Source organism: Sphaerisporangium dianthi (assembly GCF_042654065.1).
Classification (GTDB): Bacteria; Actinomycetota; Actinomycetes; order Streptosporangiales; family Streptosporangiaceae; genus Sphaerisporangium; species Sphaerisporangium dianthi.
The window spans coordinates 322,233-348,018 of sequence record NZ_JBHSFP010000004.1 but is presented as its reverse complement, the minus strand read 5'-3'; the positions used below and the strand labels follow the sequence as shown (position 1 = coordinate 348,018).

21 protein-coding genes are annotated in these 25,786 nt (G+C 72.7%); 8 read left to right on the top strand and 13 right to left on the bottom strand.

What is annotated here, in order from left to right:
• Nucleotides 1-2,286: 2,286 nt before the first annotated feature.
• The 3 genes from mptB to ACFO60_RS09505 all read right to left on the bottom strand — a co-directional run bounded on the left by mptB (nucleotide 2,287) and on the right by ACFO60_RS09505 (nucleotide 5,436).
• Nucleotides 2,287-3,975 carry a polyprenol phosphomannose-dependent alpha 1,6 mannosyltransferase MptB gene (gene mptB, locus ACFO60_RS09515; RefSeq protein WP_380839221.1) on the bottom strand — a complete coding sequence of 563 codons (1,689 nt, stop codon included), beginning with the start codon at nucleotides 3,973-3,975 and terminating at the stop codon, nucleotides 2,287-2,289.
• A gap of 149 nt (nucleotides 3,976-4,124) precedes the next feature.
• Nucleotides 4,125-4,865 (bottom strand): glycosyltransferase family 2 protein, encoded by a 741-nt coding sequence (locus ACFO60_RS09510; RefSeq protein WP_380839219.1) that lies wholly within the window; start codon nucleotides 4,863-4,865, stop codon nucleotides 4,125-4,127.
• A gap of 220 nt (nucleotides 4,866-5,085) precedes the next feature.
• Nucleotides 5,086-5,436 carry an STAS domain-containing protein gene (locus ACFO60_RS09505; RefSeq protein WP_380839217.1) on the bottom strand — a complete coding sequence of 117 codons (351 nt, stop codon included), beginning with the start codon at nucleotides 5,434-5,436 and terminating at the stop codon, nucleotides 5,086-5,088.
• 263 nt (nucleotides 5,437-5,699) lie between these two features.
• Here ACFO60_RS09505 and ACFO60_RS09500 point away from each other — a divergent pair, with 263 nt between their 5' ends.
• Nucleotides 5,700-6,191 carry a hypothetical protein gene (locus ACFO60_RS09500; protein ID WP_380839215.1) on the top strand — a complete coding sequence of 164 codons (492 nt, stop codon included), beginning with the start codon at nucleotides 5,700-5,702 and terminating at the stop codon, nucleotides 6,189-6,191.
• 25 nt (nucleotides 6,192-6,216) lie between these two features.
• On the opposite strand, the gene ACFO60_RS09495 is transcribed toward ACFO60_RS09500, so the two are convergent.
• Together ACFO60_RS09495 and ACFO60_RS09490 are read right to left on the bottom strand one after the other, a co-directional pair.
• On the bottom strand, nucleotides 6,217-7,344 hold the full coding sequence (locus ACFO60_RS09495) for a sensor histidine kinase (protein ID WP_380839213.1): 1,128 nt from the start codon (nucleotides 7,342-7,344) through the stop codon (nucleotides 6,217-6,219).
• Complete coding sequence (locus tag ACFO60_RS09490; RefSeq protein WP_380839211.1) at nucleotides 7,341-8,069, bottom strand: response regulator transcription factor; 729 nt, start codon at nucleotides 8,067-8,069, stop codon at nucleotides 7,341-7,343. The genes ACFO60_RS09495 and ACFO60_RS09490 overlap by 4 nt, the downstream gene beginning before the upstream one ends.
• Before the next feature lie 291 nt (nucleotides 8,070-8,360).
• On the opposite strand from ACFO60_RS09490, the gene ACFO60_RS09485 reads away from it, so the two are divergent.
• The 4 genes from ACFO60_RS09485 (at nucleotide 8,361) to ACFO60_RS09470 (ending at nucleotide 10,864) form a co-directional block, all read left to right on the top strand.
• A complete protein-coding gene (locus ACFO60_RS09485) occupies nucleotides 8,361-8,528 on the top strand; it encodes a hypothetical protein (RefSeq protein WP_380839209.1) in 168 nt (55 codons plus the stop codon).
• Nucleotide 8,529: 1 nt separating this feature from the next.
• Nucleotides 8,530-8,802, top strand: coding sequence for a DUF6412 domain-containing protein (locus ACFO60_RS09480; RefSeq protein WP_380839207.1), 273 nt, complete (start codon nucleotides 8,530-8,532; stop codon nucleotides 8,800-8,802).
• A gap of 81 nt (nucleotides 8,803-8,883) precedes the next feature.
• On the top strand, nucleotides 8,884-9,570 hold the full coding sequence (locus tag ACFO60_RS09475; protein ID WP_380839205.1) for a YidC/Oxa1 family membrane protein insertase: 687 nt from the start codon (nucleotides 8,884-8,886) through the stop codon (nucleotides 9,568-9,570).
• Nucleotides 9,571-9,661: 91 nt separating this feature from the next.
• On the top strand, nucleotides 9,662-10,864 hold the full coding sequence (locus tag ACFO60_RS09470; RefSeq protein WP_380839203.1) for an arginine deiminase: 1,203 nt from the start codon (nucleotides 9,662-9,664) through the stop codon (nucleotides 10,862-10,864).
• Here the strand turns inward: ACFO60_RS09470 and ACFO60_RS09465 are convergent.
• Nucleotides 10,847-11,281, bottom strand: a complete 435-nt coding sequence (locus tag ACFO60_RS09465; RefSeq protein WP_380839201.1) for an ATP-binding protein — start codon at nucleotides 11,279-11,281, stop codon at nucleotides 10,847-10,849. The genes ACFO60_RS09470 and ACFO60_RS09465 overlap by 18 nt on opposite strands.
• Nucleotides 11,282-11,433: 152 nt before the next feature.
• Nucleotides 11,434-13,320 (bottom strand): PAS domain-containing sensor histidine kinase, encoded by a 1,887-nt coding sequence (locus ACFO60_RS09460; RefSeq protein WP_380839199.1) that lies wholly within the window; start codon nucleotides 13,318-13,320, stop codon nucleotides 11,434-11,436.
• A 161-nt stretch (nucleotides 13,321-13,481) separates the two neighbouring features.
• Between ACFO60_RS09460 and ACFO60_RS09455 the strand changes: the two genes are divergently transcribed.
• Nucleotides 13,482-14,066 (top strand): methylated-DNA--[protein]-cysteine S-methyltransferase, encoded by a 585-nt coding sequence (locus tag ACFO60_RS09455; RefSeq protein ID WP_380839198.1) that lies wholly within the window; start codon nucleotides 13,482-13,484, stop codon nucleotides 14,064-14,066.
• Nucleotides 14,067-14,099: 33 nt separating this feature from the next.
• On the opposite strand, the gene ACFO60_RS09450 is transcribed toward ACFO60_RS09455, so the two are convergent.
• From ACFO60_RS09450 to ACFO60_RS09425, 6 genes are all read right to left on the bottom strand, one after another.
• The gene (locus tag ACFO60_RS09450; RefSeq protein WP_380839196.1) at nucleotides 14,100-14,984 is read right to left on the bottom strand and encodes a M48 family metallopeptidase; all 885 of its coding nucleotides are present in this window, start codon (nucleotides 14,982-14,984) and stop codon (nucleotides 14,100-14,102) included.
• 242 nt (nucleotides 14,985-15,226) lie between these two features.
• Nucleotides 15,227-18,208, bottom strand: a complete 2,982-nt coding sequence (locus ACFO60_RS09445) for an AfsR/SARP family transcriptional regulator (RefSeq protein WP_380839195.1) — start codon at nucleotides 18,206-18,208, stop codon at nucleotides 15,227-15,229.
• A gap of 61 nt (nucleotides 18,209-18,269) precedes the next feature.
• Nucleotides 18,270-19,619 carry a purine-cytosine permease family protein gene (locus tag ACFO60_RS09440; protein WP_380839193.1) on the bottom strand — a complete coding sequence of 450 codons (1,350 nt, stop codon included), beginning with the start codon at nucleotides 19,617-19,619 and terminating at the stop codon, nucleotides 18,270-18,272.
• Between the two features lie 141 nt (nucleotides 19,620-19,760).
• Nucleotides 19,761-20,093: a rhodanese-like domain-containing protein gene (locus ACFO60_RS09435; protein ID WP_380839192.1), complete on the bottom strand. Its 333-nt coding sequence runs from the start codon at nucleotides 20,091-20,093 to the stop codon at nucleotides 19,761-19,763.
• A gap of 156 nt (nucleotides 20,094-20,249) precedes the next feature.
• Complete coding sequence (locus ACFO60_RS09430; protein WP_380839190.1) at nucleotides 20,250-21,128, bottom strand: Fpg/Nei family DNA glycosylase; 879 nt, start codon at nucleotides 21,126-21,128, stop codon at nucleotides 20,250-20,252.
• A gap of 195 nt (nucleotides 21,129-21,323) precedes the next feature.
• The gene (locus tag ACFO60_RS09425) at nucleotides 21,324-22,727 is read right to left on the bottom strand and encodes an LCP family protein (protein WP_380839188.1); all 1,404 of its coding nucleotides are present in this window, start codon (nucleotides 22,725-22,727) and stop codon (nucleotides 21,324-21,326) included.
• A gap of 277 nt (nucleotides 22,728-23,004) precedes the next feature.
• Between ACFO60_RS09425 and ACFO60_RS09420 the strand changes: the two genes are divergently transcribed.
• Nucleotides 23,005-24,360, top strand: a complete 1,356-nt coding sequence (locus ACFO60_RS09420) for a hemolysin family protein (protein ID WP_380839340.1) — start codon at nucleotides 23,005-23,007, stop codon at nucleotides 24,358-24,360.
• On the top strand, nucleotides 24,357-25,397 hold the full coding sequence (locus ACFO60_RS09415; protein ID WP_380839186.1) for a hemolysin family protein: 1,041 nt from the start codon (nucleotides 24,357-24,359) through the stop codon (nucleotides 25,395-25,397). The genes ACFO60_RS09420 and ACFO60_RS09415 overlap by 4 nt, the downstream gene beginning before the upstream one ends.
• The last annotated feature ends 389 nt before the right edge of the window (nucleotides 25,398-25,786 follow it).

Below are 25,786 nucleotides of genomic sequence, written 5' to 3'. Positions count from 1 at the left end.
CTGTGAACCGGCGGTGGGCTCGGCGGCTCCTGAGTGGTCTCGCGGCGCTCTGCGCCGCGACGCTCGCCGTCCTGGCCACCGGGACGGCGAACGCGGATGCCATCGGGACGGCGAACGCGCGGTCCGGCGGAAGCGCCGACGGGGTCCTTCGGAGAGCCGCCGGGCATGTGGTCCTGCTGGGGGTGCCCGGACTGCGATGGGCGGACCTCAGCCAGAGTGGCACGCCGAACCTGTGGGCGCTGACCGGCGACAGCGCGTCGGCGTCGATGTCGACCCGCGCCTATCCCCGGCCCGACCGCGCGAGCACGTGCCCGGTCGCGGGGTGGCTGACGGTGTCGGCGGGCAAGCGGGCCGGGTCGGCGGCGAGCGAGTGCGCCCTCCCGCCGGTCCCCCAGGCGCGCTCCGGCGGCTCGGCGACCGTGCCCGGCTGGTCCGAGCTGGCGTCGTTCAACGCCGCCACGTCCTACCGCGCGACGATCGGGTCGCTGGGTCAGGCCGTACGCGACGCCGGAGGCACCGTTGCCGCCGTCGGCCCGGGAGCGGCGCTCGCCGCGGCCGACAAGTCAGGCAACATCCAGCAATATGTCGACAAGGCGGAGGCAGGCGGCGACCTGCGCCGGTACAACCTCGTCATCGCCGACGTGGACGACCTGGCCCGCGCCTGGATCACGGCGCCGCCGGCCTCCGCGAACGCCCCCGCCCGAGATCTGACCGCCGAAGCCCGCGCCCGGGCCGCGGCCGCCGCCGACCGCGAGATCGGCCGCATCCTCCCCCTCGCCGACCCCGCCGCGACCATCCTGGTCGCGGGCCTGTCCGACGCCTCGACCACCGCCCACCTCCACGTGGCCATCGCCCGGGGGCCGTCCCCAGAGGGAGATCCGTACCGTCACGGTCACCTCACCGCCGCCTCGACCCGCCAGGACGCCCTGGTGGCGGTCACCGACGTCACCACGACCGTTCTGCGCCTGCTCCGGACTCCCGTGCCCGAAGGAGCCGTGGGACGTCCCTGGGCGTCAGGCGGTCCCGCGCCGGCCGACATCTCCGAGACCGTCACTGAACTGGCGGACACCGACCTCGCCAGCCGGGTGCTGGTCGAGGTCCGCGCGCCGTTCTTCGCGGTGTTCGTCTCCGTCCAGCTTCTCTTCTACGGGCTTGCCGCCCTGGCCATGCGCCGCCGCTGGCCCGGCTCCCGCGAGGCTGGCGCCGCTACGGCCGAGACTCCCGCGGCGGCGGGCGACGGTACGGCCGAGACTCCCGCGGCGGCGGGCGACGGTACGGCCGAGGTCCTCGCCCAGGCGGGCGCCGGTGCGGGCGAGGGTCGCGGCTTGGGCGGCCGGGCTTGGTGGGTGCCGGTCGCCACGCAGATCACGGCCGTCGTGAGCGGCGCCGTCGCCGTGTCGACCTTCCTCGCGCAGCTCGTGCCGTGGTGGAGCGTCGGCCACCCGATGGCCGCCCTGATCCTGACGATCGTCGGCTTCACAGGCCTGCTGGCCGCTCTGGCGTTCGCCGGCCCCTGGCGGGCCCACCCGCTCGGCCCGCTCACGGTCGTGGCCGCGGTCACCTCCCTCGCTCTGCTGATCGACGTGGTGACCGGGTCACGGCTCCAGGTCAACGCGGTCACCGGGTACGAGCCGGTGACCGGCGGCCGGTTCTACGGATTCAGCAACATCGCCTTCGCGGTGTACGCGACCGGCACGGTCCTCGCGCTCACGGGCGTGGCCCAGGCGCTGGCCGAACGGGGCCGGCGCACGCTCGCCCTGGCCGTCTGCCTCGCGTACGGGCTGCTGGCGATCTTCGCGGACGGGTGGCCGGGATGGGGCGCCGACTTCGGCGGGGTCCCGGCGTTCGTGCTGGGGTTCGCCGTGTTCATGATGCTCCTGTCCGGCCGGCGGATCACGGTGGTCAGGCTGGCGGCCGTCGCCGCCTCCGGAGCGGTGCTGGTCGGCCTGATAGCGGTGGCCGACTGGCTGCGGCCCGTCGACCAGCGCACCCACCTCGGGGCCTTCGTCCAGCAGGTGGCCGACGGCGAGGCGCTGCCGGTGGTCGGCCGCAAGATCGGCGCCATGCTCGGCACCCTCGGCAACTGGCAGCTGACCGCGCTGTCGCTCGCCGCCCTGGCCTTCCTCTTCCTGGTGCTGGCCAGGCCGTCGCGGTGGGGCGCCTCGGCGCTCGGGCTGGCCTACGCGCAGGCTCCGGCGTTGCGGGCGGGGTTGTTCGGCGTGCTCACCACGGCGCTGGCCGGGTTCCTGGTGAACGACTCGGGCATCGCGATCCCGGCGATGGCGCTCACGGTGGCGGTGCCGCTGACCCTCGCCGCGTCGATCCGCGCGCTCCAGAGGTCAGGGCCCACCACGCCAGAGCGGCCGTCAGCGCCAGCAAGATCCACGGCACCACCTGGGACCGCAGCACCATGACCAGCAGGTGGTGCAGGTCATCCGGCTGGAACTCCTGGCGGGCCGGCAGGTAGGCCGCCGAGAGCACGCCCAGCCGGGCGACCATGAAGCCGTCCAGGGCACTGGCCGGGAGTGCGGCGAGCAGCGCGAACGCGAGCCCGTCGTACCACGGCAGAGCGTACGGGGTGGCGAAGAGCCAGGCGGCCACGGCCACGGCGGCGGCCCCCGCCGCCGGCCCGAAGCCGCCGCCCGGCCGGTTCCCGGCCTCTGGTCCTCGCCCGGCGCCCGGCCGGTTCCCGCCTCCGAATCGCCGTCCGGCACCCGGCGGACCTCCGGCGCCTGAGCGATGTTCGGCGTCCGGCGGATCTCCGGCGTCCGGCCGGAACGCCGCACGGAGGGCCGGCCACCAGCCGCCCTCGGCGGGCGTGCCCGTCGCGCGAGCCGGGACGCCGCCGGTCAGGCCGTACGGCTCTCTCAAGGCCCGCGCCAGCGCCACGGCGAGCAGCACGAGGAGCGCCATGGACCCCAGCTGGATCCAGACGCGGTACGCCCCGGGCCCGAGGAGCGCCTGCAGGCCGCTCTGCACCAGATGCCACGGGGTGGCCCACGAGATCGACTTGCTGGCGTGCAGCACCGGGTCGAGCGCGTGCGGACCGGCCAGGGCGTACGCCGCGAGGACGGTCGCCGTCGCCGTGCCCGCCACGACCGCGAGCGACCTCGGCCGGAGCCGCAGCGCCCACGCCGGGCCGAGGGCGACCAGGCCGGCGTTGGCCTTGACGGCGATGCCCAGGCCCAGGAGCGGCCCGGCCGCCCACCGGCGCCCGCTCGCGCCGGCGGCCAGCGCCGCCACGACCAGCGCGATGGCGAGCGTGTCGACGTGCATGCCGGCGACCAGCTGATAGATCACGAGCGGGTTGGCCGCCCACAGCAGTGCCGCGCGCGCCTGCCGCGGCCGGTCGCCGCGCGCCTGCCGGTGCAGCAGCCACGCCGTCGCGACGAAGGCCGCCGCGTTGACGGCGGCGAGAACGAACACCGTCAGCCGCACCGACCCGCCTCCGGCGAGGGCGGCCAGCGCCTGCACGGCCGTGGCCACCGGCCCGTAGACGCTGGGCTCCTCCTCCCAGGGAAGCTCCACCGCCTCCGCCACGGGGTCGCCCGGCAGGGCGTTCGCGCCCAGCACGTACGGGTCATGCCCGAGGACGGCCATCCGGCCGTAGGCCGCGTAGTTCAGGTGGTCGGCCGAGCCGGAGGGCGGCAGGAAGGCCAGCACCGCGGCGGCCAGGCATCCGGCGAGCAGCGTCCATCGCGGGTCGGGAGCCCAGCCGCGCCGCATGGCGAGCAGCCCGCCTGCGAGGCCCGCGGCGCCCAGCGCGATGGCCGCGGCCTCCATGGCGATGACCAGGTGGCCGTCGGGCCTGATGTCCAGGAAGTAGGGCGGCTGCCATGCGGGCCCGGGAAGCGGCGGCACCACGGCCGAGGGCCCGAGAACGCCGATGGCGATCGTGACGAGGACGCTGAGCGCCGCGCCCCCGACCGCGACGACCGCCCAGCGTTCATGGCCCGCCGGCCCACCCCGATTCACCGCACGATTCCAGCACATCCGCGACGCCGCCCGCGCCACGCCGGCCTCACGGGAGCGATTCGCCGGACGCGAACCCACATCAGCGAGAGCGGCCCGCCGGACGCGAGCCCGACATCAGCGGGAGCGGCCCGCCGGATGCGCGCCCCTCGTCAGCGGGAGCCGCGCACCGCGCCTCTGATGTCGGTGACGACCTTCTCGCGCACGGCGATGGCGAGCGCGACGTCCCGGAACTGGCGGGCGCGGTGGAGTTGCGCGCGCCAGTCGGTGCCGGTCGCCCGGTGGGACATCTCGACCTCGACCTCGACGACCCGGAAGCCCTTGCGCACCAGGTCGATCGTGAGGCCGGTCTCGACCCCGAACCCGCGGGCCAGCGGGCGGGCCGCTTCGAAGGCCGCTCTGGTGAGGCATCGCTGCCCGTTGAGCGGCTGTCCGGCCTCCCAGCCCGAGGCCCGCTTGATGCCCTCGCGGGCGAGCCGGACGACGAAGCCGTGGCCGCCGAGCTTGACCCGGGTGACGAACCTGGCGATGGTCATGTCGGCGGAGCCGTCCCGGACCGGCCCGATCAGCGGCGCGGCGCGGCCCGCGGTCTCGGCGAGGTCGGCGTCCAGGAAGAGCAGGTGCCGGGACCGCTGCTCGTCGAGGAGGCGCACCGCCTCGGCGCCGCTCTCCATGGCGGCGGCCTTGCCGCGATTGCGACTGTGGCGGACGACGCGCGCGCCCGCCGCCTTGGCCACCCGGCCCGTGGCGTCGATCGAGCCGTCGTCCACGACCACGACGAGATCGACGCCCGGGATGGCCAGCGCGGCGGTCACTGTGGCGCCGATGCGGTCGGCCTCGTCCTTGGCCGGGATGATCACCGCTGTGTCTGGATGTGCGGATGCGTCGCTCATCGCTCCTCGTCCGGTCGGCTGCCTTGTGACGATCGACCGACGCTAGCACCGAATCGAGACCGGCCCGAGACTCGCCGCCGGGCCGTAACGGTGATCCGGCGCGAGGCTCGCCTGCCGTGACGGTCGTCCGGCGCCCGGTCGCGCCGGTCGCCGGGGTCGGCGCGTGCCTGAACCGCCGTCCGTCCTGGATGTCCGGGCGGCGGGTGAGGTGACGACGCGGTCAGCCGGGGTGCTCGGCCGTGAGCAGTTCGGCGGGGATCGTGTCGTGGACGGTGAACACCGAATCCAGGCCCGTCACCTGGAGGATCTTGCGGACGGCGGGACGCGGCGAGGCCACCTCCAGCACGCCGCCGCGTTCTCGCATCCTCTTGAGCGCGGACAGCAGGACGTTCATGCCGGTGGAGTCGCAGAACTCCACGCCGGACATGTCTATGACGACCCGGTCGGGCCCGGTCTCCAGCAGGCGGCTGAACTCCGCCTGGAGACGAGGCGCGGTATATAGGTCGATTTCGCCGACGACCGTCAGGATGGCGTGTCCGGCATGTGATCGAGTCGAGACCTTGAGCTCCACAGCGGGCACACTAGCGCCGTACCGGCCCCGGGTCACGCTCTACCGCGATAACCGAAGAGTCGTCCGCCCTTTGTTCCCCGTTTCGGTCTCACGAAAACGCTCCGTACGCAAAGCTTAACGCTATGCGACACCGGCTCGGCCGGAAGGGGGGGAGGCCCGGAACCTCCGCATCCGGTCGTCACTTCGAGAAGGAGGGACGGGCGTGGAGTGTGACGGGCCCGACAGCGCCGATGAACAGTGAGATACCCGAAGATCCCCAGCGAATGAGCATGCGCGAGCGGCTGGAAGGCATCCTCGCGCGCACTGACAGGGCGCGCGCCTGGGGGGCCGCCGCGCTTCCGTTGCAGTCGCTGCTCAACCGGGACGGTTACGTCCCGATCAAGACGCGGCTCACGGTCGACGACCTCGACCTGCTCATGGCGGCGCGCGAAGAGCTGATCTGCTTCGCCGGGCTGGGCCTGCGCCTGCTCGACCTGCACCAGCCCCGTGACGCCGGCGGCATCACCAGCGACGCCGCCCATCCGATCCTGCGCTGCAGGAGCTGCATGTGGCGCTGGCCGTGCCCGACGTTCCGCGCCATGTCGGAGGCGCTGGAGTCGTTGCCGCTCGCCGTCCCGCGGGGTGACCTCGCCGCGTCCGGCGACGCGGCCGCCGGCGCCCGTCACGACGTGCCCGTGGCCGGCCTGCTCAGCGGCGCCGCGCCCGGCCTTCTCGGCGCCGCCTCGGCGGGCCGTCCCGTGACCGCGAGCCGGTGACGGCGGCGTCGGTCGCGGGTTTCGGTCAGGTCGCCGCTTCCGATATGGGCAGCCTGATCTCGAAGCGGCAGCCCGGTCCCTCGTTGACGACGTCGATGGCGCCCTCGTGCGCCTCCACGATGCCGCGGGCGATGGCGAGCCCGAGGCCCGCGCCTCCGTCCGGGCCCGGGGTGCGCGCGGCCTCGCCGCGGAAGGCCACGTCGAAGACCCGCGCCAGGTCCTCCTCCGGGATGCCGCCGCAGCAGTCGGCCACCGACAGCCGCACGATGCGCTCGTCGGCCTCCACCCGCACGACCACCGCGCCGTCCTCCGGCGTGTGCCTGATGGCGTTGACCACGAGGTTGCGCAAGGCGCGTCCCAGTTCGTCCGCGTCGGCGTAGACGGGCAGGACGTGCCCGGCCTCGCCGGTCAGGCGCACTCCCTTGGCCTTGGCCAGGGCCTCCACGCCCGCGAGCGCGTCGGCCACCAGGTCGCCGACGCCGACGCGGCGCGGCGAGAGCCGCAGTGTGCCGGCGTGGATCCGCGAGAGCTCGAACAGGTCGTCCACCATGTGCGACAGCCGGTCGACCTCGTGCCTGATCTGGTTGTGGTAGCGGCGCACGGTGCCCGCGTCCGCGACGACGCCGTCCTCGAGCGCCTCAACCATGGCGCGCATGCCCGCGAGCGGGGTGCGCAGGTCGTGGCTGACCCAGGCGACCAGTTCGCGCCGCGCCCCCTCCAGGGCCCTCTCCCGCTCGCGCCCTTCACGCAGCCGCCCGTAGGCCTGGTCCAGGGCCTCGGAGATGGTCGTGAGCTCGGCGGGGAGGGGACCGGCGGGCGGGATGTAGTCGCGGGAGGCGGTCACGGCCTCCACGGCGGCGACCAGCTTCCTGCTGGCAGCGACGACCTGCCGGGCGACCGCCAGGGCGACGCCGAGCCCCACGAGCCCGGCGACGGCGACGACGGTGAGCACGACGTTCTTGGGATGACCGTCGATGATCATCTCGATGGTGATCGCGACCACTCCGGCGAGCGTGGCGGCCACGGTCACGACCGCCACCACGGCCAGCATGACGCCGATCGACCGGCCGCGCAGCAGCCGCAGGATCGCCATGCCCAGGCCGGCGATCAGCAGTCCCAGGCCACCCGTGACGGCGACGATCTCGAGGATCACCGGCTCTCCTCCGCGGGGTCGCCGTCGACGGGTTCGTATCGGTATCCGACGCCCCACACGGTGACGATGCGGCGGGGCGCGGCGGGGTCCGGTTCGATCTTCTCGCGAAGCCGGCGGACGTGGACGGTGACCGTGGAGGTGTCGCCGAACGACCAGCCCCACACCTGGTCGAGCAGGGCGGCGCGGCTGAAAGCCTGGCGCGGGTTGCGCATGAGGTAGGCGAGCAGGTCGAACTCGCGGGCGGTGAGGGTGATCTCGCGCTCGCGCAGGCGCACCTCGTGGGCGCCCACGTCGACGAGCAGATCGCCGTCGCGCAGCACCCCGGTGCCCGACGTGACCAGGGCGCCGCGGGCGCGCCTCAGCACCGACTGGACGCGCAGCGCCAGCTCGCGGGGGCTGAAGGGCTTGGTGACGTAGTCGTCGGCTCCGGTCTCCAGGCCGACGACGCGGTCGATCTCCTCGCCGAGCGCGGTCAGCATGATCACCGGGACCGGCCAGCGTTCCCGCAGTCTCTTGCAGATCTGCAGGCCGTCCATGCCGGGGAGCATGAGGTCGAGGACGAGCAGGTCGGGCGGGTCGGCGAGCGCCCTGCGCAGCGCCTCGGCCCCGTCTCCGACGCTCTCGACGATGTGCCCGTCGCGTTGCAGGTACTTCACGACGACCTCGGCCACCATCGGGTCGTCGTCCACGACGAGGATGCGAGGCGCCGAAGCGGTGCTCGTCATCAGCCCCCCACCTCGCCCAATTTGTCACATTTTACTTCCATAAAGCACCCGGAATGGCCGAAAGAGCTTCCTGGACTTCTTTGAAACCGGCACAACGGACGGCACCGCGAATCGGGCCGCTCCCCTGCGGACAATGACACCTCACGGTAGATCCGATCGGGCCGGCGCCACGACTCTCGTCATCACTTCGTAAGAGCCGCGGGCCGGGCCACGGGTCGCCCGGAAGGTCACGATCAGGGGAAAGATCGCGGAGGACTCGCGGCCGGGCCCGGTGCGACGTACCTTCTGGATATGGCCCGCATCGTGCTCACCATCCTCGGAGTCCTCCTAGCACTCTATGTAGTGTTCGGGCTCCTCATCCCGCTCATCACCGGCATCCTGAAGATCTTCCTGATCATCGCCGTGATCGGCGCCGTCGCCATGGCGGCGGTCACCGTGATGGGCAAGCTCTCGAAGTGACATGACCGCCTTCCACGCCACCGTCGCGCTCCTCGCACAGCTCCTGGCCGGTCAGACGGGCCCGGGGACGCTGGCGACGGCCGGCCTGGTGGGCGTCGTCACTCTGGTCCTGTTCGCCTGGGCGCTCGCGCGCCCGGCCGTGCGGCCCGCCGTGGCGGTGGCCGGAGGCACCCGCCCGCAGGCCGGGCACGCGGTGTTCGTCCGGCTCAGCCACCCCGCCGCACCCGGCCGTCCCAGGCCCAGGGCCCCTACATCCGGCCCCGCGCCCGTCTAGCGTCCTGCCCGCCGGTCCGTCACCGGCGCCGCCGGACGCCGGACGGGCGCTTCGTCATGTCCGCACACGGACGAATGTGTCATGTCCGCACAGACGAAGGGCTTTTCCATGTTCGACGCCGTCATCGACCCCGCTTACCGGCTCATCAGCGCCATCACCTCGCTCACCGGCCCCGTCCTGGCGATCGTCCTGTTCACCCTCGCGGTGCGCCTGCTGCTCGTGCCGCTCAGCCTCCGGCAGGCGAAGGCGCACAAGGCCCGCCTGCGCCTGGCGCCCCAGGTGGACAAGCTGCGCAAGCGGCACGCCCGCGACCCCGAGCGGCTCATGCGGGAGACCTCGAAGCTGTACGCCGCCGAGGGGACCTCGATGTTCGCCGGCCTCCTGCCCGGCCTCGCCCAGGCGCCGTTCTTCATGGTGACCTACCGCGTCTTCGTCTCGGCGACGATCGCGGGCCATCCGAACCTGCTGCTCGCGCAGAGCGCCCTCGGCGTGCCGCTCGGCGACCACTTCGCCGCCGTGCTGGCGGCGAGCGGGCCGTTCAGCGTGCCCGTCCTGGTCTTCGCCGGGCTGTTCGCGCTGCTGGCGGTGGTCGCCTGGGTGACCTGGCGGCGCATGGACGACACCGTGCGGCCGCGGGTGCTCCGCCTGCTGCCGTTCGGCACCGTTCTCGCGGCCGCCTTCCTGCCGCTCGCGGCGGGGCTGTACCTGCTGGTCAGCACGGCGTGGTCGGCGGCCGAGCGCACGGTCCTGTACCCCCGGCCCGCCTGATACGGCGACCCTCGCGCCTCGGCGGGGGTTTGTACACCATTAACGTGGAATGCCGGAAGCGAGGACACAGTGCGCCGACCGGGAGGTCCGAATGATGAACGGTGCCGACAGCGAGGTCGGACGGCTGGTGACGGTGCTGCTCCACCGTCCCGGCGCCGAACTCAAGCGGCTGACCCCCCGCAACAGCGACAAGCTGCTCTTCGACGGCATCCCGTGGGTCGGCAGGGCCCAGGAGGAGCACGATGCCTTCGCGCAGGCACTGCGCGACCACGGGGTCGAGGTGCTCTACCTGACCGAACTGCTGCAGGACACGCTGGAGTACGACGAAGGGCGGCAGGAGATCATCGGCGCCGTGCTCCAGGAGCGCCAGCTCGGCGACCGGCTCGCCGAGCTGGCGCGCCGCCACCTTTCCGAGCTGCACCCCGAGGACCTCACCCAGACCCTGATCGCGGGCCTGGCCCGCGAGGAGCTGAAGACCGGGCGGGGCCTTGTGTACGAGCTGATGGACCGGCACGACTTCGTCATCGACCCGCTGCCCAACCTGCTGTTCACCAGGGACTCCAGCGTGTGGATCGGCGACCGGGTGGCCGTGACCAGCCTGGCCATGCCCGCCCGCACCCGTGAGAGCCTGCTGACCCGGCTGATCTACACCTACCACCCGAGGTTCTCCGGCACCGACCACCTGTACGAGCCGTGGCTGGAGCACGTCGAGGGCGGGGATGTGCTGTTGATGGCGCCCGGGGTCATCGCCGTGGGCACCGGCGAGCGGACGACTCCCGCCGGGGTGGAGCGATTGTGCCGGCGGGTCTTCGCCGCGGGGCTGGCGCACACCGTCCTGGCGGTGCCGATCGCCCAGCAGCGCGCCACCATGCACCTGGACACCATCTGCACGATGGTGGACCTGGACACCGTGGTCATGTATCCGCCGGTGGCCTATTCGCTCCAGGCGTACACGGTGACCTCCGCCGAGGGCGGCGAGCTGCGAGTCTTCGAGCCCCGCCCGTTCCTGGAGGCGGCCGCCGCGGCCATGGGGGTCGAACGGGTGAAGGTCATCGACACAGGGCTCGACCCGGTCACCGCCGAACGCGAGCAGTGGGACGACGGCAACAACACCCTCGCCCTGGCCCCGCGCGTGACGGTGGCCTACGAGCGCAACGTCGAGACCAACGCCCGCCTGGAGGCCGCGGGGATCAAGGTCATCCGAATTGCGGGCAGCGAACTCGGCAGCGGCCGGGGAGGTCCACGCTGCATGTCATGCCCGGTCAGCAGGGAGCGTCTAGCCGCACTCGCGTAGCGCCCCTATTTCGGACGTTCTCACTTGCGAATTAAGGACAGCAACCGGGGCGTGGATGACCGCCCACACCGTGGTCACGTCACCGTCATGACGCACCCCCCAGCGCTCGGCGAGGAACTCGACGATGCCGAGCCCTCGCCCGCCGAGCGAGGAAAGAGCCGGCCGGCCCGCGCGGGGCTCCGTGGCCGCTCCCCCGTCACTCACCGTGACCTCGAGGTGGTCCTCCGCCCACTCCCAAGTGGCCATGATCTGGCCTGATGGGAGCGGGTGGGCGTGACGCAACGCGTTGCTCAGCAGTTCGCTCACCACCAGGGCGGCGTCCTCTATGGCCGCGGCGAACACTCCGCATGTCTCGAGATCGGCGCTGAGACGCTGGCGTGCGACGGCGACGCTGGTCGGCGCATACGGCAACAGCACGACGCCCTCACTTCCCCGTTCTCCTGCATTTCCCCCTGAGGAAAACACATCCCAGTACGACCGAAATGCCCCGTTCGATGGTTCTGGAAACCGCACGGCGATCATTGCTTGTGCAGATTCGACAATAGGTGCGGTCATCCGTGACCAGCTCGTTACCGCTTCGGTGTGTCGGATCCGATATAGGCGCCGGCGACTCCCAGAACGAATCGCATTCTGGTGCCGCCGTCCGGGCGCGGATGCGCGGTCACCTCACCGCCCTGCGCTCGGGCGAGGCTGCGGGCGATGTAGAGCCCGAGCCCCACGCCGCCGAAGCGCCGGCGGTCGCCGCTGTCGGCCTGAACGAACCGATCGAAGACGCGCTCGCGGTCCTCCGGCGCGATGCCCACCCCCTCGTCCTCGACCGCCAGAACCACCCGGCCTTCCTCCGGCCAGGCGAACACCCGGATCAGGCCGCCGTCCGGCGAGTACTTGAAGGCGTTCTCCAGCAGCTGGCCGAGCAGGATGTCGGTGGCGAGGGCGTCACCGTCGACGAGCGGCAGGTCGTCCGGGATGTCCACCTCGACGTGGTGCCGGTCCGACAGCACCGGCATGCCCAGGGTCGCCGCGCGGACGCGCTCTCCAAGGTCGAAGCTCTCCAGGCGGATCTTGAACTTCTCCCCGCCCGCCCGCGCGCCGAGCAGCAGGTGGTCCATGAGCCGGCCGAGGTCGCGGGCCCGCTCGGCGATGGTGCGGACGGCCGAGCGCCGCTCCACGTCCGACAGCTTGTCCCACCGCGCGTCCAGGGTGCTGGCGAAGCCCTGGACGACCGTGATCGGCGTGCGCAGCTCGTGGCTGGTCGTGGCGAGGAAGAGGTCCTTGGCCTCCTCCAGCTCCTTGGCCCTTGTGACGTCGCGGAAGTCCACCACGACCTCGGCTGTCTCGCCGATCTCGGCGCTCACCACGTCCAGCCAGCGGCCGGAGGTGAGCTGTGTGGTGAGCTTCTCGCCCGGTGAGGGCAGCGGGAACGGCGGCCGGCCGCCGATCACGTCGAGCGCCCGCAGGCCGGTCAGCTCCTCGGCGGCCGGGTTCCACTGGGTGACGTGCCCGCCCCCGTCGAGCACCGCGATGCCGTCAGCGCTCGCGTCGACGACGGCCCGCTCGTGGGCCCGCTGCCGCACCGCGTCCTGATAGGCCATGGCGTTGGCGAGCGCGATGCCGGCGTGCCCCGCCAGCAGCTCCAGCAGCTCCAGCTCGATGTGGCCGGCCTTGTGCTCGGCGAACAGCGCGTACAGCGCGCCGTAGGGGCGGCCGCCCACCGCCGCGACGCCGAGCGCGATGGTGTGCAGGCCCGGCAGCTCCGACCAGATCAGCTCGTCCAGCGCGGCCTGGTCTCCGGTCTCCAGCAGCACGGTCTTGCCGGTGCGCAGCAGCTTGCCCACCAGACTGGTGCGCAGGTCGGCCGTCGCGCCCTTGAGCCGCTCGGGCAGGCGGTGGGTGCTCACCACCCGCAGCCGCTCGTCCTCGATCAGCACGAAGCCGCCCGCGTCCGCCCCGGTCAGCTCGGTCAGGCTCGCGGCGATGCGGTCGAGCACCGGTTCGAGCTGCAGCTCGGCGTTGATGTCGCCCACCACGTCGGTGAGCCGCCGCACGAGCCGCGCCCGGCGGGCGGCCCGCTCGCGGGCGGCCTCGTCGTTCTCCGCGGGGTGGTAGACGCTCACGTACCCGAGCAGCGCGCCGGCCTGCGACCGCAGCGCGCTGATGTCCACGCCGACGTCGAGCAGCCGGCCGTCGCTGCGCAGCCGCTTGGTCCGCAGGGAGACCGGGCCGCCGGTGCGCACGCGTTCCAGCACCGCGTTGTGCTCGGCCACCAGCTCGTCGGGGACGAGCGGCGCCCTGCGCCCGGTCATGTCGCCCGCCGGCCAGCCGAACAGGCGCTCCGCCGCGGGGTTCCACACCAGTACGTTAAGATCACGATCGAGGGCTACGACGGCATTGGGCGAGCTCGCGATGACAGCGCGGGCAAAGCCGTCATCGGGGTTCTCTCCCCAGTCGTCACTCATGACCCCCATCGTGCCCGTTTTTGCCCTCGCGCCTTGGCACTTTCGATGTGCGAATCGTCGCATTCGGCCCATCCATCGATGACATGGCCGCCACTGCTCCTGGCAAGGCCGGTAGCAGGGCTTCCTCCGATACGCTGCCGGTAGGCGAGAGGGGTACGGCCATGACGACAGGGGATCTCGAGGCCCTGGTGCGGGTGACCGCTCCCGGCTATGTGGGCGAGACCCCACCCGACGTGGCCTTCGGCACGACCGAGAGCCCGGTCGGGCTGCTGGCCCTCGCCGTCACCGCGCGCGGCCTGGTCGCGTGCAGCTATGAGAACGAGCACGTCGTGTTCGCCCGCGTCTCGCGCGAGATCGGGTCGTTCATCGGCCCCGACCCGCGTCGGCTCGACCCCGTCCGCCGCGAGCTGGACGCCTACTTCTCCGGCCGGCTCCGGGCCTTCACCGTGCCGGTCGACCTGCGCCTGGCCACGCCCTTCGCCCGCACGGTGCTGCAGATGACGATGGCCGTGCCCTACGGCAGCGTCACCACCCACCAGCAGATCGCCGGCCGCATCGGACGGCCGCAGGCGCTGCGCGCCATCGGCAACGCCCTGACCGCCAACCCGGTGTGCGTCATCGTCCCCTGCCATCGCGCGGTCGAGGCGGCCGGGCGTCCCGGGGGATACGCCGGCGGCCCCGCCGCCAAGGCCCACCTGCTCCATCTCGAGAGCGCCGAGCGCGAGCGCCGGGCCGCCGAGCGCTAGCGCCCTCGCCTGGTGGTGCGGTGCGAGTCGCCGTCACGAGATCAGGCCGAAGCCGCGGATCGCCCGGGCGTAGTGGGCGGTGAGTTCCTCGTCGATGGTCGCCGACGACGCCGGATCCAGCAGACTCGCGGAGGTGTCCCCATCCGGCGGGTTCGAGCGGGTCAGGGCCGCTTCGCGGAGCTCGGCCACGGTCGCCCCTCGCAGGGCCGCCGCCTGGACGGGCACCAGGAAGTGCCTGTCCCGCATCAGTTCGGTCAGCCGGGTCGCCTCCGCTTCCGTCACGATGCCGGGAACGCCCCGCCGGATGGTACGGCCGTCGTGCTCGCGGGTCAGCCGGAGCAGGAGCCGTTCCAGCAGGAGCGCCGGCCAGCCGATCACGGCGCCCACGACCATGCCGAGGGTGCCGGCGGCCTGGTACGAGCCGGATGGTGCGAATCCGGCGAGGACGCCGACCATGTAGGTGTGCGCCTCGTCCCGTTGTTTCAGCGGGCCGCCGCTGCTCATCGACCCGCGCCACTGCGCCAGCGTCCACAGAGCCCCGCTCACCAGCAGGTCGTGGTAGCTCCGCTGAGCGTAGGTCAGGGCCAGCAGCGCCATCCGCTCCCTCGCGGACAGAACCAGCCAGAGGGGCAGGCCGACCATGAGAACGGGCCGGCGCCGCCAGCCCACCTCGGCGTATTCGCAGGCCACGGCGAGGTCCCTGACCGCCACCGCCGACGGCGGCCGGGCGCCCACCACGTCGGCGACGCGGCGCGCCACCCCATACGTCTCCGGGGCCGACGAGGGGCTCAGCACCTCGGCGTCGGCGGGGAGGCGGCGCGGCCGGGGGAACAGCAGGATCCCAAGCGCGACGAACAGGCCGCCGAGCAGCCAGGCGGGCAGGAAACCGGGAGCGCTGTAGATGATCAGCACGCCCATCGTGATCATCGTAAGGGTCAGTCCGTGCACCACGAGTGAGATGCAGAGGGCGGCGGTCCTCTTCAGTGTGATCACGGTGAGAGCAGGCCTTTCCGGACGGATCGCGATGACGGTGCCGTGTGCGCCTGGCGCACAGAAGTTCCACATGATCATTTTCCAGCGGTGGCGCTGAATGACCACGATGCTGGCAAGCCGGTCTCACCGGGATCTGACCGGGAACTGACCGGGAACTGACCGGACTCTCACCTGGGGGCGGAGTGGCCGCTCTGCTGGAGCAGGGTTTCGGCCTGGAGCCGTTCGGCCATCGCGGCCTCGACATCGCCCATGTCCTGGTGAAGGGCGGCGAGAGCGCGCAGCGAGCGCGCCTGCCATACGGGCGCCCGCAGGTCCCGGCACAGTGACAGGGCCTCGGTCAGGCAGGCGAGGGCCTGGTCGACGTCGCCGCGACGGCGGTGGAGCCTGCCCAGGGTCAGCAGAACGCGCACCTGGGGCACCTCCTCGCCGATGTCCACGGACAAGGCGAGGGCGCGGCTGAGCAGCGGCTCGGCCTCTCGCGGGCGGTCGTGCAGCAGGCGGATCAGCCCGAGGCCGTGCAGCGCGGACACCAGCAGGTGGGGAGTGCGCGCCTGTTCGGCGTGCCGGCGTGCCTTGGTCAGAACGTCCTCGGCGCGGTCGAGGTCACCCACCGCCAGCCGGGCCTCCCCGACGAAGTACAGGGCCCTGGCGCGTTGGTGCGGGCCGAACGCGGGGGCGGTATGGGCCAGGTCGAAGGCCTGCTCCATGGCGAGCAGGGCCAGATCCGGGCGGCCCTGGTCGAGGTGGAGCTCGCCGATGTTGCCCAGCACGAGAAACTGGCCGCCCCGGTCCTCCGCCTCCCGCATGACGGCCAGGGCCTGCTCGTACCGGGCCAGGACGCCGTCGAAACGGCCCTGCATCTGAGCGATCCGGGCGTCGGTGACGTTCGCCAGGGCCAGGCCGCCTCGGTTGCCGGTCCGCTCGAACAGCTTCATGGCCGTGTCCAGCTTCGCGCGGGCACGCTCCCAGTCGCCCCGGTAGTTCTCCAGCAGCCCTTCATTCGCGCTCATCAGGGCCGCGCCCCGGTCGTCACCCGCTCGCAGCGCCGCCGCCGACGCGACGGCGTGCGTCTGCCGCCACTCATCGTGATGTGAGCGGGCCTCGAACAAGGGCAGCGCCGAACCGGCCAGATCCCAGCACAGCTCGACGGCTCCGGTACGGGCGGCCTGCCCGACCGCGGCCACGATGTTGGCCCGCTCGCTGTCGTACCAGCTCAGCGGGTCGGCCTCCAGGTGCTCGACGCCCTCCCTCACCCGCCACCGGGCGGCTCGTCCGTGCAGCGAGAGGTAGTCGCCACCCCACAGGGCGGCGTTGGCGTCCTCGGTCAGCGCCAGCCAGCCGCCCAGGGCGCGCAGCAGGGCGGCGTCTCGGCTCGCCGGCGTCTCCTCGGCCTCGGCGCGTTCCCGGGAGAACGCGCGTACCAGATCGTGCGGGCGGTAGCGGATCTGCCCGCCCGGCTGGGACCGCACCGCTTCCAGCAACTGCGCGTCCGCCAGGCGTTCCAGTGATTCCTCGGCCTCGGTGAGCGGAACGTCCAGGACCGCGGCGGCGACCCAGGCGGCGAAATCGGTCGCGTCCAGCAGGCCCAGCAGCCGAAACAGGCGGCGCTCGGGCGCACCGAGCGCACGGTAGCCCGCGTCCAGGACGGCGCGTACCTCCATCGCTCCCAGGACCAGGTGGTCGAGCGGGCGATGGGCCCGGTCGAGCTGGTCGGCCAAGCGTGCCACCGTCCAGTGCGGGCGTGCCGCCAGCCGCGCCCCGGCGATGCGCAACGCCAGCGGCAGGCGCCCGCAGGCTTCGACGAGCCGCCGCGCCGGTTCGGGCTCGGCCTCCATCCGGGCGCCGCCGATCAGACGCCCCAGCAGCCCGACGGCTTCCGAGGGCGGCAGGACGGGCAACCGGACGCGCGTCATGCCGTACAGCCCCGCCAGGTCGAACCGGCTGGTCAGGATGGCGGCACAAGCGGGTCCGGTGGGCAGCAGCGGCTGGATCCGCCCGGCATCGGCGACGTTGTCCAGCACCATCAGCACCCGGCGGCCGGCCAGCCGCGCGCGCAGCAGCTCGGCCCGCTCCTGCAGGCCGTCAGGGATGGCATGTGGCTGCGCGCCCAGCACCCGCAACCAGCGTCCCAGCACCTGCGCCACGTCGGCGGGACGGCCCTCTGGCCCGTTCAAGTCTGCGAACAGCTGTCCGTCCGGGAACCGGCCGCGGAGCCGGTGCCCAGCCCGGACGGCCAGCGCGGTCTTGCCGACCCCCGGCATGCCGCAGATCGCCACCATGGACGCGCGGTCGTCATCGGCCGACAGCGTCGAGGTGATGCGCTCCAGCTCCACCTCGCGGCCGGTGAAGTCGGGCAGGTCGTACGGGAGCAGGCAGACGGGCGAGGGTGACGGGCCGGGCATCGGCAGATCGTCGCCGAGCAGGGCCACGTGCGCACGACGAAGTCCCGGACCAGGGTCCACACCGAGGTCGTCGGCCAGGGTGCGCCGAAACCGCTCGTAACGGCGCAGCCCTTCGGCACGGCGGTCAGCGTGCCCGAGCAGGATGATCAGCTGGGTGTGGACGGTCTCGTCATGCGGCAGCGCCTCGGCCAGGCGCTTCAGCGGGTCGACGGCGTCGGCGGCGCGCCCGCAGCGGACGGCGGCCGCCGCCAGATCCCGCGCACCATGGATCCTGGCCTGCTGCAGTTCCGCGACCGCGGGCAGCGCGTGGGGCCACTCCAGGTCCCCGGCCAGCACCGGCCCGCGCCACAGATCCAGCGCCGCCAACAGCAGATCCGTCCTGCGACCGGGATCCGGCTCCTCCCGCGCCCCGGCGACGGCGACACGGAAACGGGACGCGTCAACCTGCTCAGGCAGCACCTCGATGCGGTAGCCGTCGCCTTCACGCACCACCCCGATGCCGCTCGGCCTCAGCCACTCCCGCAACCGGTACACCGCGCTGTGCAGCGCCGCCGGCTCGCAGCCGGACGCCCCCCAGGCGAACTCGATCAATCGCGCCCGATCCACCAGGCGGCCCGGTGTCAGCAGCAGCGCGCCCAGCAGCCTGCGCACCGCCGGCCGGGACGCCGAACGTTCCCGGCCGTCGACCCACACCCGCAACGAGCCGAGCACCTCGAAGGCGGGCGGACAATCGCCGACACAGGCCACATCACCATCGGGTACCAGTCGCGCGGCTGAGCGTCAATGTGCCGGGCACTCCCGCTCGGAGCTAGGCCATCGGGGCGTCGGCGGGCACGGCGCGGTCGCGGGCACGGCGCCGCGGCAGGCCCACCAGCAGCGTCACCAGCGCCGAGACGACGAACGCGGCCAGCGCGGCGTTCATCCACGGCTGCCGCTCGAACCCGATCAGCTCGCGCGCCGCCGCCCAGCGCCCGTCCCACCACGGCACCGTGGGCGTGACCGTGACCAGCCAGTACGCCACGAAGCCCAGCACCCACGGCACGAGCATCGCCCAGCGCGAGGGGGCGTCCTGCGAGGTGTTCCACGCCGCGGCCCCGCCAAGCACGAAGTAGTCCACGGCGAGCACGGCGAACATCGGGACGAACACCGCCCCGATCACCAGCAGGAACGCCCCGTAGGAGTTCACGTCGGCGAACAGCGCGACGACGGTGGTCAGCACGCCGACGCCCACCGAGAAGACGCGCCGGTCCACGCGGGGCAGCAGGTTCTGCAGGGACATGGCCGTGGAGTACACGTTGGCGAACGACTGGTCGGCCTCCCGCAGCACCAGGATGCCGAAGAACAGCGCGCCGAGCGGCACCGCGACGAAGGCGCTCCACACCTTGGTGTCGTCGTTGCCCACCAGGGCCAGCGCGACGACGCCGAGCACCAGGCAGGCGACCTGGGCGACGGTGTAGCCGGTGACGACGCCGGTGAACGCCGCCCGGCTCGACCGGGAATGCCGCGCGTAGTCCGCCGCCACGGGCACCCACGAGACCGACAGCGCGATCACGTAGTCCACCGCGGGGGCGAACGCGTGCCAGCTGCCGCCGCCCAGGTGCGGCGCCTCGCGCAGCAGCGCGACGGCGAGCCAGACCATCGCGACGACGACGCCGGCCGTCACGAACCGGCGCAGCAGCCGGATCGCCCCGAGCGGGCGGATGGTCAGGCCGATCGTCAGCGCGCCGGCCAGCAGCACCCACACCTGGTACGGCACGGCGTCGCCGAAGACGGCGCGCGCGCCGGTGGCGATCACCCACAGCTCGAACGCCCCCCAGCCGAGCATCTGGACGATGTTCAGCACCGTGGGGACGTAGGACAGGCGCGCACCGAACAGCCCGCGCAGCAGCACCATCGCCGGCGCGCCGGTGCGGGCGCCGGGCACGGCCGCGAGGCCCACCATGACGGTGCCGATCAGGCTGCCGACCACGGCGGCCAGCACGGCCGCGGTCAGGCTCAGCGGCGCGTCGCCCAGGGGGTCGAGGAGGTACAGGGCTCCGGAGAAGCCGAGAAGGCTCACCCCCAGGTTGGCCCAGAACGCGCCCTGGTCGAGGGCTCCGAGGGTCTTCGGAGGGGCCTCGTCGAGGGTCAGAGGGGCTTCATCGACGGCGGACGTCATCGCACGCTCCCTACGCCGGCATTACCCGGACAGGTTCCGGCGGTCGGCGGCGCGCCCAGCTCTCGCTGGGAACCGCCCTCTCAGCCCGGTAGCGCCCGAGCTCCCGCGGTATGGATTTTGGCGAATTATTACATTCCGACCTTAGGCGACGTACGGCTGCCCCCCGTTCTCGGCGACCATCGGGCGGCCGGCCGCGGCCCACGAGAGCATGCCGCCGCCGACGTTGACGGCCTCGCGGCCCACGTGGTTCAGCCAGGCGGCGGCCTGGGCGGACCTGCCGCCGATTCGGCAGACGACGTACACGGGAACTTCTGCGGGGATCTCGTCGACCCGCTGCTGCAGCGTGCCGAGCGGTATGTGGACGGCCGCCGGGGCGTGGCCCGCCTGCCACTCGTCGGGCTCGCGCACGTCGAGCAGGTAGACGTCGTCGGGCACGGCCCCGGCCTCGATCTCTGGGACGGTCATGCCGACCATTGTCCCCGCTTCGCGAGCCTTCCGCCCGCTAACAGACGGTTGTCACGTCATGACGCTGCGACGTTTTCCATCCGCGGCCCGGCGAAGACCCGCAAACCATCCCGTTCCACCCCGCGACGCAGACGACCTGGTGCTCCCGCTCGGGCGGGCGGAGCCCTACTTGAGAAGCCGGGACAGCCGGCGATCGGCCAGCGGCTTGCCGCCGGTCTGGCACGTCGGGCAGTACTGCAGCGAAGAGTCGGCGAAGGAGACCTCGCGGATCGTGTCGCCGCAGACGTCGCACGACTGCCCGGTGCGTCCGTGCACGCGCAGGCCGGACTTCTTCTCGGTCTTCAGATCTTTGGCCGCCAGGCCGCGGGAGCGCTCGACGGCCTCGCGAAGGGTGGTGACGATCGCCTCGTACAGGTCGGCGACCGCCGTGTCGCTCAGCGAGCCGGCGATCTTGAAGGGTGACATCTTCGCGGCGTGGAGCACCTCGTCGGAGTAGGCGTTGCCGATGCCCGCGATCACCTTCTGGTCGCGCAGCAGCCCCTTGATCTGCGTGCGGCTGCCGCCGACGATGCCCTTGAGCACCTCGGGCGTGAAACCGGGCGACAGCGGGTCGGGCCCCAGACCCGCGATGCCGGGCACCTCGGCGGGGTCGGCGACGACGTAGACGGCCAGGCGCTTCTGTGTGCCGGCCTCGGTGAGCTCGAAACCGGGCGCACGGCCGTCGTCGGCGGGGGCGAACCGCACCCGGACGGCCAGCGGGCCCTTGCCGGGCCGGACCGGCTTGGCGCCGGAGAGGTCTTCCCGCCAGCGCAGCCAGCCGCCACGCGCCAGGTGGGTGACGAAGTGGAGCCCGTCGCAGTCGAGGTCGAGGAACTTGCCGTGGCGGGCCACGCCCGTCACCGTCAGGCCGCCGAGGGAGGTGACCGCCGGCAGCACGGTCTTCAGCGCCTGGAAGGCCACCACGTCCACACCGGCGACCACCTGGCCGACGGCGCGTTCGCGCAGGAACTCGGCGAGCGACTCCACCTCGGGAAGCTCGGGCATGCCATCACACTAACCGCTCAGCGCCCGCCCAACCCTGCTCCGCCCGGAGCCGCCCGCGCGCCGGGCGGCTCCGGGCGCGCGGCACGCCCCGCCCCTGGTCACCTCACCCGGCGAGCGCGGCCCGGGCGCCCGCGAGCGCGTCCTCGGCGCCCGGCGAGCGCCTTCCTCGGCACCCGGCGCGCCCGTCTCCGCCGCCTATTTGGTGAGCACGTCCTTGGGCACCGGCTTGTCCTCGGCCAGGGAGTTGAACAGCCGCAGCGCGCGCTCGGTGTCCCACTTGACGACCGAGGCGCCGTTGATCGTCGGCAGCGATCCGATGGGGACGGCGGTGGCGATCGGGTCGCCGCTCATCGCCAGCCCGAGCGACAGCAGGTCGAAGGCCCCCGTGTCGCCGTCGACGGCGACCGAGTCGGTGGCGGCCGTCGCCAGCGGCAGCGAGCGGAAGGGGTTGATCAGGACGCCGGGGCTCGCGGCCTTCTTGACCACGGCCGAGAAGAACTGCCGCTGGCGCTGGGTGCGTTCGAAGTCGGGAATCGCGCCGGTCGCGCGGGTGCGGACGAACCCCAGGGCGGTGCCGCCCTCCATGTCCTGGCAGCCCTTCTTGAGGTTGATGCCGGCCTTCGGGTCCTTGATGTTCTGCTTGACGCAGATGTTCACCCCGCCGATCGCGTCGACGATGCCGACGAAGCCGCCGAACCCGATCTCCATGTAGTGGTCGAGGCGGATGCCCGTGACCTTCTCGACGGTCTTGGCCAGCAGCTTCGGCCCGCCGAAGGCGTAGGCGGCGTTCAGCTTGTCGCTGCCGTGCCCGTCGATCGGCACGTAGGAGTCGCGGGGGAGGCTGACCAGGGTCGGCCGGCCGCTGCCGCTCGGCACGTGCAGGAGCATCATCGTGTCGGTGCGCTTGCCTGCGGCCCGTCCGGTGGCGAGCTTCCTGCGCTGGGCGGCCGACAACCCGGCCCGGCTGTCGGAGCCGACCAGCAGCCAGTCTTCGCCAGGGGTGGCCGCCGGGCGCCCGTCGTATTCGGTGAGCGAATCGACGACGTTGATCCGGGAGTTGATCCAGAAGAAGCCGCCGACGCCCAGCACGATCAGCAGGACGAGCAGCCCCGCCAGGATGCGGACGATCAGGCGGCCGGTGCGCCGTGGCCGGCGGGGCCGCTCGCCGCCGGGCGGTCGCCCTCCGGGCGGTTGCCCGCCGGCCGGCTGTGTCCCCGGCAGCGGCCGCACCGGCGACTGCCCCGGCCGGGGCTTGCCGTACACACGGCCCTTGCCCCGTGCGCCGTCGCCCGAGGGCGCGGCCGGCGGAGCCTGGCCTGCCGCGCCGTAGGCCTGCAGAACCGTGGCGTCGTCGTCGGCCTCGCCGCGCCCCCCGCCGGCGGGGGCGTCGCCGCCGCGTCCGCGCTCACCCTCGGGAGCCCGCGTGCCCGGCGGGAAGCGGTGCGCGGGCTGACCCGCGGAATAGCCGCCCTCGGCACCGCCCTGCGCGCCGTACCCGCCCTCGGCACCTGCGCCGGCGGGGCGCCGGATGGCCCGAGTCGGACCCTCGCGGGTCTCGTCGGATCCCCCCGACCCGCCGTTTCCCGGCCAATCTCCCACTTTCCGTCCCCGTCCTGTGCCGAGAGTCGTCCTGCCTCGAAGTTACGCGGTCGGAGAGCCACCGGAAGCTCTCTCACCAAGGTTTTCTCCGGTAAAAGTACGCAGAGTCACAGTAAGTCACCAATGTTGAGTCGCGGGAAACATTGCCCGACCCCCCACCGTTACCGTTATCGACGACCTCTAGCGAAAGGACAGTCGTGTCCGCTCCGGACCCGTGGAGTACCTGCCCGTGCCACGGCACGGGCCTCGTCAAATCCGGGACGGCCCAGCTGTGACCATGGTTCTCGGTCTGGCCGTTCTTGTTCTCACCCTGGCGACGGGTTTCTTCGTCGCACAGGAGTTCGCGTTCGTCGCCTCCGACCGGGCGACGCTCCGGCAGCAGGCCGCCTCGGGCGACGCCGCCGCCGAGCGGGCCCTGAAGGTCACCGGCAGGCTCTCGTTCATGTTGTCGGGCGCCCAGCTCGGCATCACCGTGACCACGCTGCTCGTGGGCTTCATCACCGAACCCGCGCTCACCCCGCTGATCACCCCCGGCCTCGCGGCCGCCGGCGTCCCGCAGGCCGCGATCCCCGGCGTCGCGGTCACCCTCGGACTGGTCGCCGCCACGATCGTCCAGATGGTGCTCGGCGAGCTGGTGCCCAAGAACTTCGGCATCGCCCGTCCCGAGCCGGCCGCCAAGTGGCTGGCCGGGCCCACCCTCGTCTACATGGCCGTCGCGGGACCGGTCATCCGCTTCTTCGACACCTCGGCCGCGCGGTTGCTCCGCCTGTTCGGCGTCGAGCCCGTGGAGGAGGTGGAGCACGGCGCCACCCCCGAGGAGCTGTCGCGCATCATCGCCGAGTCGGAGGCCGCGGGCGACCTCTCCGGGCGCCTGTCGGACCTGCTGGAGCGCGCGCTGGAGTTCGGCGACCGCACCGCCGAGGACGTCATGGTGCCCCGTCCGCGCGTGGTCTCGCTACGCGCCGGACGGCCCGCGTCCGACCTGCTCGCCGCCCTGAGGTCCTCCGGGCACTCCCGCTACCCCGTGCTCGGTGAGGGCGGCGACGTCTTCGGCGTGACCGGCCTCCGAGAGTGGCTCAGGGCCCCCTCCGACGACGTGCCCATCGAACGCATCAGCGTCGCGCCCCTGCTCGTGCCGACCACGCTCCCGCTCCCCGCTCTGCGCGAACGGATGCGCGTGTCCGGCCGCGAGCTGGCGTGCGTCATCGACGAGTACGGCGGCCTGGCCGGCGTCGTCACGATGGAGGACCTGGCCGAAGAGCTCGTCGGCGAGCTGGTGGACGAGAACGACCCCGACCCGGCCGAGGCGGTCGCCCTGGAGGACGGCACCTGGGACGTGCGCGGCACCCTGCGCCTGGACGAGGTGGAACGCGCGACCGGGCTGCGGCTTCCCGAGAGCGACGACTACGAGACCGTGGCGGGTCTGATCATGGCCCGCCTCGGCCGCCTCGCCGAGCCGGGGGACGAGGTGAACCTGCCCCTCGTCGCCGAGCCGGACCTGCTGGAGGTCAGCGAGCCCGCCGGCAGGGAGGTCCTGGTAACCGTGCTGGACGTCCAGCGCAGGATCCCCGACCGGGTGCGGCTCGCGCCCCGGGTCTCCGACGCGGCGGTCATGAGCGGTGAGGTCCGATGAACACCGCCACCGCCCTGCTGCTCGGCGTCGTGCTGCTCGTCGGCAACGGCCTGTTCGTCGCGGCCGAGTTCGCCGTGGTGTCGGGCAGCCGGCACCGCCTTGAGGAGGCCGCCTCCGGCGGGGGCCGCCTGACCAGGGCGGCCGGCCGCGCCGCCCTCCGCAACGGGCGAGAGCTCTCGCTCATGCTGGCCGGCGCGCAGTTCGGCATCACGCTGTGCTCGCTCGGCCTGGCCATGGTCACAGAACCGGCGATCGAGCACCTGCTCGAACCGGTCTTCGGGCTCGTCGGGCTTCCCGAGTCCGTGCGTGTGGGCGTCGCCTACGTCATCGCCCTGGCGGTCATCACGTTCTTGCACATGGTGGTGGGAGAGATGGCGCCCAAGTCCTGGGCGCTGACCCACCCCGAGCGGGCGGCGATGCGCCTGGCCCTGCCGTTCCGCGGATTCACGTGGATCGCCAGGCCGGTGCTCGCGGCGCTCAACGGGCTCTCCAACGGCCTGCTGCGCGCCTTCGGCGTCCGGCCGCGCGACGAGCTCGCCACCACGCGGACGCCGCCCCAGCTCGCCATGCTGGTCGGCGAGTCGGCCCGCATGGGGCTGCTGGACCGGGACGAGCACGACCTGCTGACCAGCGCGCTCCGCGTCCAGTCACAGCCCGTGGAGCGGCTGATGGTGCCCATCGAGCAGGCCACGGCCGTGCCCTCCGGCGCGTCCGAGAGCGTCGTGCGGCGCGTCGCGGCGGCGACCGGCCACCTGAGGCTCCTGGTCAACGGCGGCTCCCCGGCGAACGTGCTGGGCGTGCTGCACGTCCGGGACGCCGTCCTGCACCCAGGGACGCCTCCAGAGAAGCTCATGAGCCCCGCGCCGCGCCTCAAGGCGTCCACCACCATTCCGGAGGCCGTGGAGCGTCTCCAGGACGCTCACGCCCATCTGGGCCTCGTCACGAGCGGGGACGGGCGCGTCGTCGGCCTGGTCAGCCTCGGCGACCTCGTCGGAGAACTGCTGAACGCGCGTGCAAGCACGCCGAAAGCGATCTGAAAGCCGGGACGGCTAGACATCCGGGGTGGGTCGGCCACAGCGCACGTCAAGAAATATGCCGGCGAGCGCCCGGCGGGGCTTCTCTCGCCGGGCGCCGCGGACTACCTTGATCGAAGCCCCTTCATCACAGGGGTGTCTTGTGCCTTCTGCTGGGCAAAGCCCATCAGGCGCCGCGAGACCTCGAACCTTCGGGGGTTCCAGGGGCCGACTCCTTGGACACGCCAACCCCGGAGGCCGACGCATGACACCGATCGCCTTAGAACCCCGGACCGACACGAGGTCCCCGGGGCGGACGCCCGAGCTTCGCCCAGCGGGGTCTCGGAATTCCGGGGGGTGTCCCTCTGGAGAACACGAGAACCCCGGGGGAAGAGGTCTGAGCCTCGACCATG